11 protein-coding genes are annotated in these 11,859 nt (G+C 73.4%); 7 read left to right on the forward strand and 4 right to left on the reverse strand.

The window, feature by feature from the left end:
* Positions 1 to 17 precede the first annotated feature (17 nt).
* A complete protein-coding gene (locus DEI83_RS14140) occupies positions 18 to 1,211 on the reverse strand; it encodes a Gfo/Idh/MocA family protein (RefSeq protein ID WP_111082581.1) in 1,194 nt (397 codons plus the stop codon).
* Positions 1,212 to 1,447: 236 nt separating this feature from the next.
* Here DEI83_RS14140 and DEI83_RS14145 point away from each other — a divergent pair, with 236 nt between their 5' ends.
* Both DEI83_RS14145 and DEI83_RS14150 read left to right on the forward strand, forming a co-directional pair.
* Entirely contained in the window at positions 1,448 to 1,876 is a 429-nt protein-coding gene (locus tag DEI83_RS14145) for a hypothetical protein (protein WP_111082582.1), read from the forward strand.
* A gap of 80 nt (positions 1,877 to 1,956) precedes the next feature.
* The gene (locus DEI83_RS14150; RefSeq protein ID WP_181431242.1) at positions 1,957 to 3,309 is read left to right on the forward strand and encodes an ABC transporter permease; all 1,353 of its coding nucleotides are present in this window, start codon (positions 1,957 to 1,959) and stop codon (positions 3,307 to 3,309) included.
* Positions 3,310 to 3,349: 40 nt separating this feature from the next.
* Here the strand turns inward: DEI83_RS14150 and DEI83_RS14155 are convergent, their stop codons facing one another.
* Positions 3,350 to 4,198, reverse strand: a complete 849-nt coding sequence (locus tag DEI83_RS14155; RefSeq protein WP_111082584.1) for a bifunctional 2-polyprenyl-6-hydroxyphenol methylase/3-demethylubiquinol 3-O-methyltransferase UbiG — start codon at positions 4,196 to 4,198, stop codon at positions 3,350 to 3,352.
* 136 nt (positions 4,199 to 4,334) lie between these two features.
* Here DEI83_RS14155 and DEI83_RS16050 point away from each other — a divergent pair, with 136 nt between their 5' ends.
* Positions 4,335 to 4,496 carry a hypothetical protein gene (locus DEI83_RS16050; protein WP_181431243.1) on the forward strand — a complete coding sequence of 54 codons (162 nt, stop codon included), beginning with the start codon at positions 4,335 to 4,337 and terminating at the stop codon, positions 4,494 to 4,496.
* A gap of 37 nt (positions 4,497 to 4,533) precedes the next feature.
* Here DEI83_RS16050 and DEI83_RS16375 read toward each other — a convergent pair whose 3' ends face one another.
* A complete protein-coding gene (locus DEI83_RS16375; RefSeq protein ID WP_111082586.1) occupies positions 4,534 to 6,192 on the reverse strand; it encodes a GrpB family protein in 1,659 nt (552 codons plus the stop codon).
* A gap of 160 nt (positions 6,193 to 6,352) precedes the next feature.
* Between DEI83_RS16375 and DEI83_RS14170 the strand changes: the two genes are divergently transcribed.
* The 3 genes from DEI83_RS14170 to xylB all read left to right on the forward strand — a co-directional run bounded on the left by DEI83_RS14170 (position 6,353) and on the right by xylB (position 10,003).
* Positions 6,353 to 7,180 carry a TetR family transcriptional regulator C-terminal domain-containing protein gene (locus DEI83_RS14170; protein WP_111082587.1) on the forward strand — a complete coding sequence of 276 codons (828 nt, stop codon included), beginning with the start codon at positions 6,353 to 6,355 and terminating at the stop codon, positions 7,178 to 7,180.
* 131 nt (positions 7,181 to 7,311) lie between these two features.
* Positions 7,312 to 8,505, forward strand: coding sequence for a xylose isomerase (gene xylA / locus DEI83_RS14175; RefSeq protein ID WP_111082588.1), 1,194 nt, complete (start codon positions 7,312 to 7,314; stop codon positions 8,503 to 8,505).
* Positions 8,498 to 10,003: a xylulokinase gene (gene xylB, locus DEI83_RS14180; protein WP_258371233.1), complete on the forward strand. Its 1,506-nt coding sequence runs from the start codon at positions 8,498 to 8,500 to the stop codon at positions 10,001 to 10,003. The genes xylA and xylB overlap by 8 nt, the downstream gene beginning before the upstream one ends.
* Before the next feature lie 87 nt (positions 10,004 to 10,090).
* Here the strand turns inward: xylB and DEI83_RS14185 are convergent, their stop codons facing one another.
* Positions 10,091 to 10,708, reverse strand: coding sequence for a helix-turn-helix domain-containing protein (locus DEI83_RS14185; RefSeq protein ID WP_111082589.1), 618 nt, complete (start codon positions 10,706 to 10,708; stop codon positions 10,091 to 10,093).
* Positions 10,709 to 10,774: 66 nt separating this feature from the next.
* On the opposite strand from DEI83_RS14185, the gene DEI83_RS14190 reads away from it, so the two are divergent.
* On the forward strand, positions 10,775 to 11,734 hold the full coding sequence (locus tag DEI83_RS14190; protein WP_111082590.1) for an NAD(P)/FAD-dependent oxidoreductase: 960 nt from the start codon (positions 10,775 to 10,777) through the stop codon (positions 11,732 to 11,734).
* Positions 11,735 to 11,859 lie beyond the last annotated feature (125 nt).

An 11,859-nucleotide genomic window follows, 5' to 3' on the forward strand; every position in this document is an offset into this window, starting at 1 on the left:
CATCGGGTGGGGGCAGGTCATCGGGCGGTGACGGGGGTCCAGGCGCTGCCGTCGGCGGCGCTCCGCTGCACGGCGTCGAGGACGTCCTGCACGTGCAGCCCGACGGCGAAGGACGGCTCCGGCTGCTGCCCGGTCGTGATCGCGGTCACGAAGTCGACGACCTCGTGCACGAAGGTGTGCTCGTAGCCGATCGTGTGTCCGGTCGGCCACCAGTTCGCCATGTACGGGTGCTCCGGCTCGGTGACGAGCACGCGCCGGAAGCCCTGCTCCCCAGCGGGGGCGGTGGCGTCGTACACGCGCAGTTCGTTCATCGCCTCGAGGTCGAAGGCGACCGCGCCCGTGGACCCGCTGATCTCGATCGTCAGGCCGTTCTTCCGCCCGGTCGCGTAGCGGGTGGCCTCGAACGTGGCGACGGTCCCACCCGGCCGGGCCGCGCCTCCCGTCAGACGGCCGAGGAACCAGGCGGCGTCGTCGACGGTGACCTGCCCGCGCTCGTCCGATGCCGTGCCGGACAGGCCGACACCGTCGGCCAACAGCGGCCGCTCGGGCACGAAGGTCTCGAGCGTGCCGCTCACGGTGCCGAGCGTGGCACCGGTGACGTGCTCGACGAGGTCGACGGCGTGCGCGCCGATGTCGCCGAGCGAGCCGGACCCGGCGAGCGCAGCGTCCAGCCGCCACGTCATGGGCCCGTCCGCATCGGTGAGCCAGTCCTGCAGGTACAGCGCACGTGCGTGGCGGACCTCGCCGATCCGACCGGCCTGCACGAGCTGGCGGGCGAACGCGAGGGCGGGGACGCGCCGGTAGCTGAAGCCGACCATCGACCGGATCCCGCGTGTGGCGGCCGACTCCGCGGCGGCGACCATCGCCTCCGCCTCGGCGACGGTGTTGGCGAGCGGCTTCTCGCACAGGACGTGCTTGCCGGCCTCGAGCGCCGCGATCGCGACCTCGACGTGCGAGGAGCCGGGCGAACAGACGTCGACGACGTCGATGTCGGGGTCCTCGACGACACGGCGCCAGTCGGTCTCGGCGCGCTGCCAGCCGAAGCGGGCGCGGGCTGCCTCGGTGCGCTCCGGGTCGCGCCCGACGACGACCGTCATCTCGGGCTCACGGTCGAGCGGGAAGAACCGTGGCGCCACCCGCCAGGCCTGCGAGTGCGCGGCCCCCATGAAGCCGTGGCCCACCATCGCGACCCGCAACCGGTCCTCCGTCATCACATGCTCCCTCGCATCGTGCGTCCGCCGTCGACGCTAGGGACCGGCGGGCGGCCGGGACAAGCCGGACGGGAGGATCGGAAAACTTTCGTGGGTGCCTCCGGCCGGCAGGTGGTCCCGTCGGTGACGACCGGATGAGTGGATGTCATCCCCGAGGAGCACGACGGTCCTCCTCCGAACCGATCCGGGCCACCGTCCCGATCCGATGGGATCGGAGCAACGACGAAAGGCACCCCGTGTCCCACACCCCCACCACGACGCTCGCCCTCGGCACGCTCGCACTCTGCGCGCTGTCCCTGACCGGCTGCGCCACCCTGAGCGACTCCATGCACAACCAGGTCAGCGGCCATGCGGACAGCCGCGCTGACCTCGCCTCCCCGCCCGCGTGGATGCCCGCGGACGCGACGGACATCACGTCCGTCACGGGGACGGCGGCGAAGGACGACGCGGACGCGCCGGAGACGGTCGTGTTCACCAGCGCCGACGGCGTGAGCGCGCAGGGCTGCGACACGGTCCCGAGGACCTCGGCACCGGTGATGACCGTCCCCGAGGCTCCCGACGCGTACGCGGCGAAGACCGTCGTCCGGTGCGGCGCCTGGTCCCTGGCGTCCGAGGAGGACCGATGGGTCGCCTGGACGCCGAACACGGGCGACGGCGCGTCCTGACCGTGCCACGTCATCGCGGCAGACCCGCTCCTCGTCGGCTCCGCACGAGGGTCCGCGCCCTGTCCGAGAGCCGTTCGACGGTGTCCGTCGCCGCCCTGTCCGCCGGCCTCGGAGCCCTCATGGTGACCGGTTCGGAAGCGGCGCAACGCATCGTCGAACTGGGAGCGCGCACCGGCGAGAGCGCGACGGTCGCGATGATCCTGCCCGTCGTGGCGTGGGTGTTCATCGCGATCGCCCTGTACGTCAGCGCCGTCGTCGCGTCGAACACCTGCGCGACGGTGATCGCCGGTCAGACCCGCTCCCTGGCGCTGCAGCGTGTCCTCGGCGCCACCGGCGCCCAGCTCCGTCGCCAGATCACGAGCGTCGGTCTGGTCTCCGGGGCCGTCGGCTCCCTCATCGGGGTGGTGGCGGGGACGGTCGTCGCGAACGTCGCACTCGCGATCGCGGCTGCAACGTCGGTCCTCCCGCCGCTGGGCTGGTTCCTCCCGCCCGCCTCGGGTCCGATCGCCGTGCTCGTCGCGGTCATCACGACCATCGCCTTCCGCATCGGCTCCCGGGACGTCCTGTCGATCCCGCCACTCCGTGCGCTCGACGCGGCTGTCGAACCGGTGCCCGGTGCGACCCGCACCACGACCCGGAACGCCGTCGCGGCCGTGTTCTTCCTCGCCGGGGCTGCCGGCATCGGCGTGGCGTTCGTCCTCGGCGCCACGACCGTGAACGCCCTGCTGCTCGCCGTGGCGAGCGGCGCACTGTCGTTCACCGGGGTCGTCATCGCGTCCCCCGTACTCCTGCCGGCCGTCCTCCGCCTCGTCGCGTCGGCGAGCACGCAGAGCATCATCGCGTCGATGGCCGCACGGAACTCCCTCCGTGCACCGAAGCGCACCGCTCGGGCGACCGTCGGCCTCGTCATCGCGGTGACCCTCATGTCGACCTTCTCGGTCGGCTTCGCCACCTACGCGACCATGCTCCAGCGGCAGGCCGCCGGCGACCCGGTGTACTACCGCGGCATCCAGGCGCAGTTCGACCAGCTCGCGGTCATGTTCGCGGGACTCGTCGGTGCGGCAGGGGTCATCGCGGCCGCCGGGGTCGTGGCGGTGACCGCGCTGACGATCGCCCAGCGCAGCAGGGAACTCGGGCTCCTCCGGGTCGTCGGCGCCACCGCGCAGCAGATCCGGTCGCTCGTCCTCGTCGAGACCGCCATGACGATCGCGATCGCCGTCGTGCTCGGGGTCGTCCTGGGCACGGCGTACGGGTGGGCCGGCGCCTACACACTCCTCGGCGCGACGAACGGGGCGGTGCTCGTCGGGCCGACGGTGCCCGCGTGGCTGATCGTCGTCGTGCTCACCGGTGCCGTCTGCACCGGTCTGGCCGCCGCCCTCGGGCCCGCGGCCCAAGCGGTGCGGGGGACGCCCGTCACGGCGCTCCGCAAGTAGCGGGAGCGCCGTCCGCCACGACGCTCAGGTCGCGGGTGCGTCAGTCGCGGGTGGCGACGATCGTGTAGGTCGTCGGGATGCGGTCGCGGTCCTGCTCGGGCCACGCCCACGACCCGTCGCCGGTCTCCTCCATGCGGGAGCTGAAGCGCCACGGGAGCGTCCGGCCCTCGTCGAGTCGTCGGAGCCGGAGTCCGGCGCCGAGCAGGGCGTTCACGATCTCGGACAGCGGGTGCGGCCACTCGTACGTGCGGGGCTGCGACACGGTCCCGTCGCCGGCGTAGGTGGTCGCGTCCTCCCACTGCTGGGCGGTCCCGTCCGGGAAGTACCGGTGGCGCGTGACGAGCTCGTCGGCGTCCTCGTCCAGGGCGTACAGCGCCGGGTGACCGTCGCGGATGAAGAAGACCCCGCCGGGTCGCAGGAGTGCGGCCACCTGCGCGGCCCACCGGTCCAGGTCCGGCAACCAGCAGATCGTGCCGATGCTCGTGTAGACGACGTCGAAGTCGCCCGTCACGGCGGCCCGGGCGTCGAGGACGTCGGACTCGACCCACGAGACGTCGACGTCGGACCGCTCGGCCAGTGCCGCCGCCGACACGAGCGCCGGGCGCGAGAAGTCGACGCCGGTCACCCGCGCTCCTTCCCGCGCGAGCGAGACGGTGTCGGTGCCGATGTGGCACTGCAGGTGGCAGACGTCCAGGCCGTCGAGGGACCGACCGGGGAGCCAGGGCGTGAGCGCCGGCAGGTCCTCGCGGACGACGTCCGACCGGTGGGCCGGGTCGGTGAAGGCGTCGAGCGCGTAGGCGCCCTCGTGGATCGGCACCCGGTCGTCCCAGTTCGCGCGGTTCGTGTCGCGGGCGTGCTCCCAGTCGACGTCGACGTGGTCCGTGCTCATGCGCCCGACCCTACCGAGCAGGGCGGCCGCTCCCGACGGAACTCCGGACCAGGTCGGACGCCATCCGTGACGGAACGCCCTCCGAACACCTCGGAGAGAGAGCCGGATGACGGATCCGGACGACTGGAGGACACCGATGCACGACCCGACCCCGACCGACGACCGCTGCCCGAGCGTGTTCGACCGGTGGCACTGCGGGCTCCGGCAGGGCCACGGCGGGCTCCACACGTCGACGGACGCGCACGGTCGGACGACCTGGAACGACACGGCGCACGGCCGCCGGCTCCCCGACCTGTGAGCACCGGGCGACGCACCGACAGCGCGGCATCGACCGGTCAGACGACCTGCGCCGCCCGCGCGACCCGCGCGCGGGCCATCACCTCGCGGATCACGTCCGTCTTCGCGTCCGCGTAGTCGTTCATGTCGTCCCACCGCTCGCTGAAGAGCGCCCGCTTCGTCCGCTCGTACAGTGCCCGGTCGTCGGCGTCGGCGCGCAGACGGTCGCGGAGCAGCAGGTAGTCGTGGACCGCGGGTGCACCACGCTCGTAGACGTGCACGTGGACGTCGCGTTCCGGGGTCCGCACCAGACGGTGGCCCGGTTCACGCACCCGGAGCTCGTAGCCGGCGGCCAGGAGCGGCACGAGGTACGCGGCCTCGTCGGTGACGTCGGGCACGACGACGACCAGGTCGACGATCGGCTTGGCGGCGAGCCCGGGCACCGAGGTCGACCCGATGTGCTCGATCTGCACGGCGGACGACCCGAGTGCGGCGCTGATCCGTCGTCGGTGTGCCCGGAACGTCTCCGCCCACCTGGGATCAGGGTCGTGCAGTCCGACCCGCAGCGCCTCCGGCCCGCCGACGATCTCGACCGTCGTGACGTCCGGCCGGACGGGAGGCTCGACCCGCGTCCCGGGACCGGGTGCGGCCGTGGAGTCGCGGACCACGAGCGACGTCGCGAGTTCGACCCGGACCGGCCCGTCGTCCGCCGCTGGTCCGGTCCCGCCACCGGCGTGCTGACGGAGCGCCATCCGCGTCGCCCGCTGGGCCATCTCCTGCAGGGGCTGCCGGATCGTCGTCAACGCCGGACGGGCCCACCGGGCCGGTGCCACGTCGTCGAACCCGACGACCGACAGGTCCTCGGGCACCCGGAGACCGGACGCCCGTGCGGCGTCGAGCACCCCGAGGGCCTGCAGGTCGTTGCCCGTGACGATCGCGGTCGGACGGGGCTCGGTCGCGAGGAGCACACGGGCCGCGCGCTCGCCGTCCGCGCGGCTGAAGTCGGCGACGACGACGTGCCCGGCCGTCCGATCCGTCACCGCGGCCGTCCCGCCGGAGCCGGTCCGGGCCTCCAGGCCGGCCGCGGCGAGCGCCGCGCGGTGTCCGGCGAGCCGGTCCGCGGCGCAGCGCATCTCGAGGGGCCCGGCGATCGCGGCGATCCTGCGGTGCCCGAGGTCGAGCAGGTGCTGCGTCGCGGCGGCTCCCCCGGCGGTGTTCGTCGCACCGACCACCGGGACGTCCGCCGGGGGATCGCCGACCGGGTCGACGACGGTGAAGGGGATGCCGCGTGCGCGGAGCTGGTCGCGCCGGCCCGCGGTGAGGGCGGAGAACTGCAGGACCACCGCGACCGGGCGTCGGTGCAGCACACCGGCGATCCAGTCAGCACCGACCGCGTGGTCGGGGCCGAGTGCGGAGAGGGACAGCGCGTACCCGTGCTCCCGCACGACCTGCTCGACACCGCGGACGATCTCGATCGACCACTCGCTGGCCAGGTCCTCGACGACGAGCTCGACGAGGGAGCCCGGCTCGGGCGGACGGCCGCGCTGGGCGTAGCCGGAGGCGGCGAGCAGGTGTTCGACGCGCTCGCGGGTGGGGTCGGACACACCGGGGCGGCCGTTCAGGACCTTCGACACGGTGGCGAGGGAGACCGATGCCTGCCGGGCGATCGCGTCGAGGGTCGGCCGGGAGCCGGACCGGTCCGCAGCGCCGATGCTCATCCGCCGAGTATCGCAGCGTGGACGCTCGTCCGCCGGGTACCGCAGCGCCGAGCCGTCGCTGCCCCGCCTACTGGGGCAGGCACGGAGACCGGTCCACTCACCAGACTGGTGGTGAACAGCCCCGTCCACCCCGGGGGCCGAACGACGAACCGAGGCTGCGATGACCACCGATGCCCGCTCCGCCGACACCGACACCGACACCGACACCGACACCGACACCGACACCGGGACGGGTACCGGTACCGGGACCGGTACCGAGACCGTCGGGGCCGACACGGTGCCCGAGACCGAGCTCGACCGGGCTGAGACCGAGCTCGACAGCCCGGCGGAGCTCGACAGCGAGACCGGCGCCGACACGGCCGGCGACGAACTCCTCGAGCACGCGCGCCTGCGCAAGCACATCGCCGAGGCCGCCATCGACCTCATCCGCACCGGCGACACCCTGACGCCCACCGGTGACGCGGTGGCAGCGGCGGCGGACGTCGACCCGGACCTGCTGCAGCAGCATTTCCCGACCTGGGAGAGCCTGGTCGCCGTCGCGGTGATGCACTGGCACGAGACCCGCTTGGCACCCCTGCTCGAGGACGCGGTCGACGTCGGCGCGGTCGCGTTCCTCGGCGGGCTCATCGAGGCGAACCTCGCCGACCCCCGGATGATGCGGCTACTGGTCAGCACGTTGACGGCGGGCACGGACGTGTCGAACCCGGTGGGGCCGTTCTACCGGAACCAGTACGAGGGCTTCCACCGCACGGTCCGTCGCCTGCTCGAGCACGACGTGGCGACGGGGCGTGAACCGGCGGCGCTCGACCCGAAGCGGGCGGCGGTCCAGCTCCTCGCCCTGTACGAGGGGCTGCAGCTGCAGGCCCTGCTGCGGGACGGCATCGACGTCCTGGCCGCCTTCCGCGAGTCGACGTCGTTGCTCCGGCGCGGCTGGACGGCCGGGCCGGCCGTCCGACAGGAGGCCGCCGACGGCGTCTACGACCTCTGACCGGTGACGGACGGGAGGCGCGGTGCGGGCTCGCACCGCGCCTCCCGTCCGTCCGGGGGTTGCGCTCGGGCCGGTGCAGCGCATATGTTCTCGCTGACAACAAATCCGCTCGACGACGATCGGCAGACCCCATGGCAGTGCAGCCCACCCGCGACGACAAGTTCTCCTTCGGTCTCTGGACCGTCGGCTACAACGGCACCGACCCCTTCGGCGGCCCGACCCGCCCCCAGCTCGACGTGGTCGAGGCGGTCGAGAAGCTCGACGAGCTCGGCGCCTACGGCCTCACCTTCCACGACGACGACCTCTTCGCGTTCGGTTCGACCGACGCCGAGCGCCAGACGCAGATCGACCGCCTCAAGGGCGCCCTCGAGTCGACCGGCCTCATCGTCCCGATGGTGACGACGAACCTCTTCTCCGCCCCGGTCTTCAAGGACGGCGGCTTCACCTCGAACGACCGCGAGGTCCGCCGCTTCGCCCTCCGCAAGGTGCTCCGCAACATCGACCTCGCCGCCGAGCTCGGCGCCGAGACGTTCGTCATGTGGGGTGGCCGCGAGGGCGCCGAGTACGACGCCGCCAAGGACGTCCAGGCGGCGCTCGAGCGCTACCGCGAAGCCGTCAACCTCCTCGCCCAGTACGTCACCGACAAGGGCTACGGCCTGAAGTTCGCGATCGAGCCGAAGCCGAACGAGCCCCGCGGTGACATCCTGCTCCCGACGCTCGGTCACGCCATCGCGTTCATCGACACCCTCGAGCGCCCCGAGCTGTTCGGTGTGAACCCCGAGGTCGGCCACGAGCAGATGGCGGGCCTCAACTTCACCGCCGGCATCGCCCAGGCGCTGTACTCGGGCAAGCTCTTCCACATCGACCTCAACGGTCAGCGCGGCATCAAGTACGACCAGGACCTCGTCTTCGGTCACGGCGACCTGCAGAACGCGTTCTCGCTCGTCGACCTGCTCGAGCACGGCGCCCCGCAGGGTGGCCGCGCGTACGACGGCCCGCGTCACTTCGACTACAAGCCGTCCCGCACCGAGGACATCACCGGCGTGTGGGAGTCGGCCGCCGCGAACATGCGCATGTACCTGCTCCTCAAGGAGCGCGCGCAGGCGTTCCGTGCCGACCCCGAGGTGCAGGCCGCACTCGAGGCCTCGAAGGTCGCCGAGCTCTCGCAGCCGACGCTGAACGCGGGCGAGTCGTACGACGACTTCCTCGCCGACGCTTCCGCGTACGAGGACTTCGACGCCGACGCGTACCTCGGCGGCAAGGGCTTCGGCTTCGTCAAGCTCCAGCAGCTGGCCGTCGAGCACCTGATGGGTGCTCGTGGCTGAGTTCGCCTCCAGCGCGACCGACCCCGGTGACGACGTGCTCGTCGCCGGGGTCGACTCGTCCACGCAGTCCTGCAAGGTCGTCATCCGTCGTGCCACGACGGGCGAGGTCGTCCGTTCCGGCCGGGCCTCGCACCCCGACGGCACCGAGGTCGACCCCGCAGCGTGGTGGACGGCCCTCGGCACCGCGGTCGCCGACGCCGGCGGCCTCGACGACGTGGCCGCGATCGGCATCGGCGGGCAGCAGCACGGCATGGTCGTGCTCGACGCCGACGGTCGCGTGATCCGCCCGGCCCTGCTGTGGAACGACGTCCGCAGTGCGGCCGCCGCCGCCGCCATGGTCGAGGAACTCGGCCGGGAGGCGTGGGTCGCCCGGACGGGTCTGGTGCCGGTGGCCTCGTTCACCGCCACGAAGCTGCGCTGGCTCCGTGACGCGGAACCCGACAACGCGGCCCGGGTCGCGGCCGTCGCGCTGCCCCACGACTGGCTGTCCTGGCGCCTCCGCGGCTACGGACCGGCGGACGAGAGCCCGCTCGGCCCCGACCTGGACGCCCTGGCCACCGACGGCTCGGACGCCAGCGGCACCGCCTACTGGGACCCCGCACGCCGCGAGTACGACCCGGAGCTGTTCGAGCTCGCCCTGGGCCGTCCGCTGCGCGGTGCGGAGACCGGTGACGACGGCGACGCGGTCGTCGTGCCGCGGGTCGTCGCCCCGTCCGAGGCGATGGGCACGCTCGAGCAGGCGATCGAGCTCCCGGGTGGCGCCACCGCTCCGGCGGGACTCGTCGTCGCACCCGGCGCCGGGGACAACGCCGGAGCCGCGCTCGGCCTGGGGCTGGCCGCGGGTGACGTCGCGGTGTCCCTCGGCACGAGCGGCACCGTGTTCGGTGTGACCGACACCGCGATCGAGGACCCGTCCGGCACGGTCGCCGGGTTCGCGGACGCGACGGGTTCGCGGCTGCCGATCGTCACGACGCTCAACGCGGCACGGGTGCTCGAGGTGATCGGCGGCCTGCTCGGCGTCGACCACGCCGAACTCGGGCGGCTCGCGCTCCAGGCACCCGCCGGTGCCGACGGGCTCGTCCTCGTGCCGTACTTCGTCGGCGAGCGGACCCCGAACCGTCCCGACGCCACCGCGTCGCTGCTCGGGATGACCCCGGGGACGACGGACCGGGCGCACCTGGCGCGTGCCGCGGTCGAGGGCATGCTCTGCACCCTCGCCGACGGCCTGGCCGCGGTCGAGCGCACGGGCGTCACGGTCGAGCGGTTGCTGCTCATCGGTGGCGCCGCACAGAACGAGGCCGTCCGGGCCGTCGCCGCGCAGGTCTTCGGCCGCGAGGTCCTCGTGCCGGAACCGGGCGAGTACGTCGCCGCCGGCGCTGCCCGACAGGCCGCGTGGGTCCTCACCGGGGACCTGCCCGGCTGGACGGTGCCGACGACGTCGATACCGGCGGCCCCGCACCCCGAGGTGCTCGAGCGCTACCGGGCCGCCGTCGGCTGACCGCGAGTCGCCACGTCGGCGGCGATCCGCAACGCCACGGCGTCGCGGATCGTCGCCGGCGTCGCGTCCGCGACCGTGTGCCCCACGTCAGTCCGGCCGCGCCGCCGGCTTCGACCGGACGTGCGCCCGCTCACCCTGCGGCCCGTACAGGCACAGGATCTCGGTGACCTGGTCGCTCACGTTGCCGACCCAGTGCGGCGTGTGGGTGTCGAACTCGACGACCTCTCCCGGGCCGAGGTCGAACACCTCGTTCCCGAGGACCAGTCGGAGCCGACCGGACAGCACGTAGAGCCACTCGTACCCCTCGTGCGTCTTGAGGGTGGTGTCCGTTCCGTGGTCGTGCGGCGCGATGAGCTGCTTGAAGGACCGCACACCCCCGGTCCGCCTGGTCAGCGGGATGACCACGCGGCCGCCGCGCCGCTCGGGCTTGAGGTGCACGCGTGGATCTCCCGTCGCCGGAGCCCCGACGAGGTCGTCGAGCGGCACCTGGTGGGCCCGGGCCAGCGGCAGCAGCAGCTCGAGCGTCGGCTTCCGTTGCCCGGACTCCAACCGCGAGAGCGTGCTCACCGAGATCCCGGTGCGTTCCGCGAGCGCGGCGAGCGTGGTGCCCCGGCGCGCCCGGAGCGCCCGGAGGCGTGGGCCGACCGCGTCGACGACGTCAGCCGTCGTCGGCTCGGCGGGGTGGGCCTCCCGTCCGTGTGTCATGCGCTCATGTTGCCAGAGCAGCAACGCGTCTTGCCAACTTCAAACGGCGGAGCACAGCATCGTGCCATGTCCCCATCACGAGACGTCATCGTCGTCGGCGGCGGTGCCGCCGGCCTGTCCGCAGCCCTCATCCTCGGTCGTTCGCGCCGGTCCGTCCTCGTCGTCGACGCGGGCGAACCGCGGAACGCGCCGGCCGAGGGCGTCCACAACTACCTGGGCCAGGAGGGCGTGAGCCCCTTCGACCTCGTCCGCACCGGCCGTGCGGAGGTGGCCCGGTACGGCGTCACCGTCACCGACGGGAGGGTGGTGTCCGCGTCCGCCGCACCCGTCACCGACGGCGATCCGCTCGGCTTCCACCTCACGCTCGACTCGGGCGAGGTCGTCTCGGCGCGCCGTGTCGTCATCGCCGGCGGTGGCGTCGACGTCCTGCCGGACGTCCCCGGCCTCGCCGAGCACTGGGGTCGCGGGGTCGTGCACTGCCCGTTCTGCCACGGGTGGGAGGTCCGCGACCGGCGGATCGGCGTCCTCGTGGCCACACCCGCGGGCGCCCACCAGGTGCAGATGTTCCGGGCGCTCAGCGACGACGTCACGGCGTTCGTGGCGGATCCGGCACTCCTCGACGACACTGTCCTCGCCGGTTTCACGGCCCGCGGCGTCAAGGTGGTCCGCTCCACGATCGCACGCGTGCTGTCCGAGGGTGACACCCTGACCGGGGTGGAGCTGCCCGACGGGACGGTCGTCGGGCTCGACGCCCTGGCCGCCGCCAGCCGCCTCGAGGCCCGGGTCGACTGGGCCGTCGGCCTCGGCCTGACGCCTGTCGACCAGGAGGCGAACGGGACCCGCTTCGGCCGGGTGCTCGCGGTCGACGGCCTCGGGAAGACCGACGTGGCCGGGGTGTACGCCGCGGGCAACGTGGCGAACGCGATGCTGACGGTCATCGGCTCGGCGGCGGCGGGGACGCAGACCGGGGCGGCCGTGCACGGGGACCTGCTGCAGGCGGACGTGGCGGCGGCGCTGCCGCGCTGAACGGACGGTGGAGGCGGGCGGCGCGGGGCGGGGCGGGGGCGAAGTGCCGCAGCCCGTGCGTGAAGTCCACCTGCGCGCGGCAGTCCAGGTCGTCGGCGATGGGCGCTGGGGGCGCCGTGACGTGG

This window comes from Curtobacterium sp. MCBD17_021, assembly GCF_003234525.1.
In the GTDB taxonomy this organism is placed as follows: Bacteria; Actinomycetota; Actinomycetes; order Actinomycetales; family Microbacteriaceae; genus Curtobacterium.

Excerpts from the sequence above, each read along its gene's own strand:
- DEI83_RS14140 (WP_111082581.1), bottom strand. The coding sequence starts at position 1,211 with ATGACGGAGGACCGGTTGCGGGTCGCGATGGTGGGCCACGGCTTCATG.
- DEI83_RS14155 (WP_111082584.1), bottom strand. The coding sequence starts at position 4,198 with ATGAGCACGGACCACGTCGACGTCGACTGGGAGCACGCCCGCGACACG.
- DEI83_RS16050 (WP_181431243.1), top strand. The coding sequence starts at position 4,335 with ATGCACGACCCGACCCCGACCGACGACCGCTGCCCGAGCGTGTTCGAC.
- DEI83_RS16375 (WP_111082586.1), bottom strand. The coding sequence starts at position 6,192 with ATGAGCATCGGCGCTGCGGACCGGTCCGGCTCCCGGCCGACCCTCGAC.
- DEI83_RS14170 (WP_111082587.1), top strand. The coding sequence starts at position 6,353 with ATGACCACCGATGCCCGCTCCGCCGACACCGACACCGACACCGACACC.
- xylA (WP_111082588.1), top strand. The coding sequence starts at position 7,312 with ATGGCAGTGCAGCCCACCCGCGACGACAAGTTCTCCTTCGGTCTCTGG.
- DEI83_RS14185 (WP_111082589.1), bottom strand. The coding sequence starts at position 10,708 with ATGACACACGGACGGGAGGCCCACCCCGCCGAGCCGACGACGGCTGAC.
- DEI83_RS14190 (WP_111082590.1), top strand. The coding sequence starts at position 10,775 with ATGTCCCCATCACGAGACGTCATCGTCGTCGGCGGCGGTGCCGCCGGC.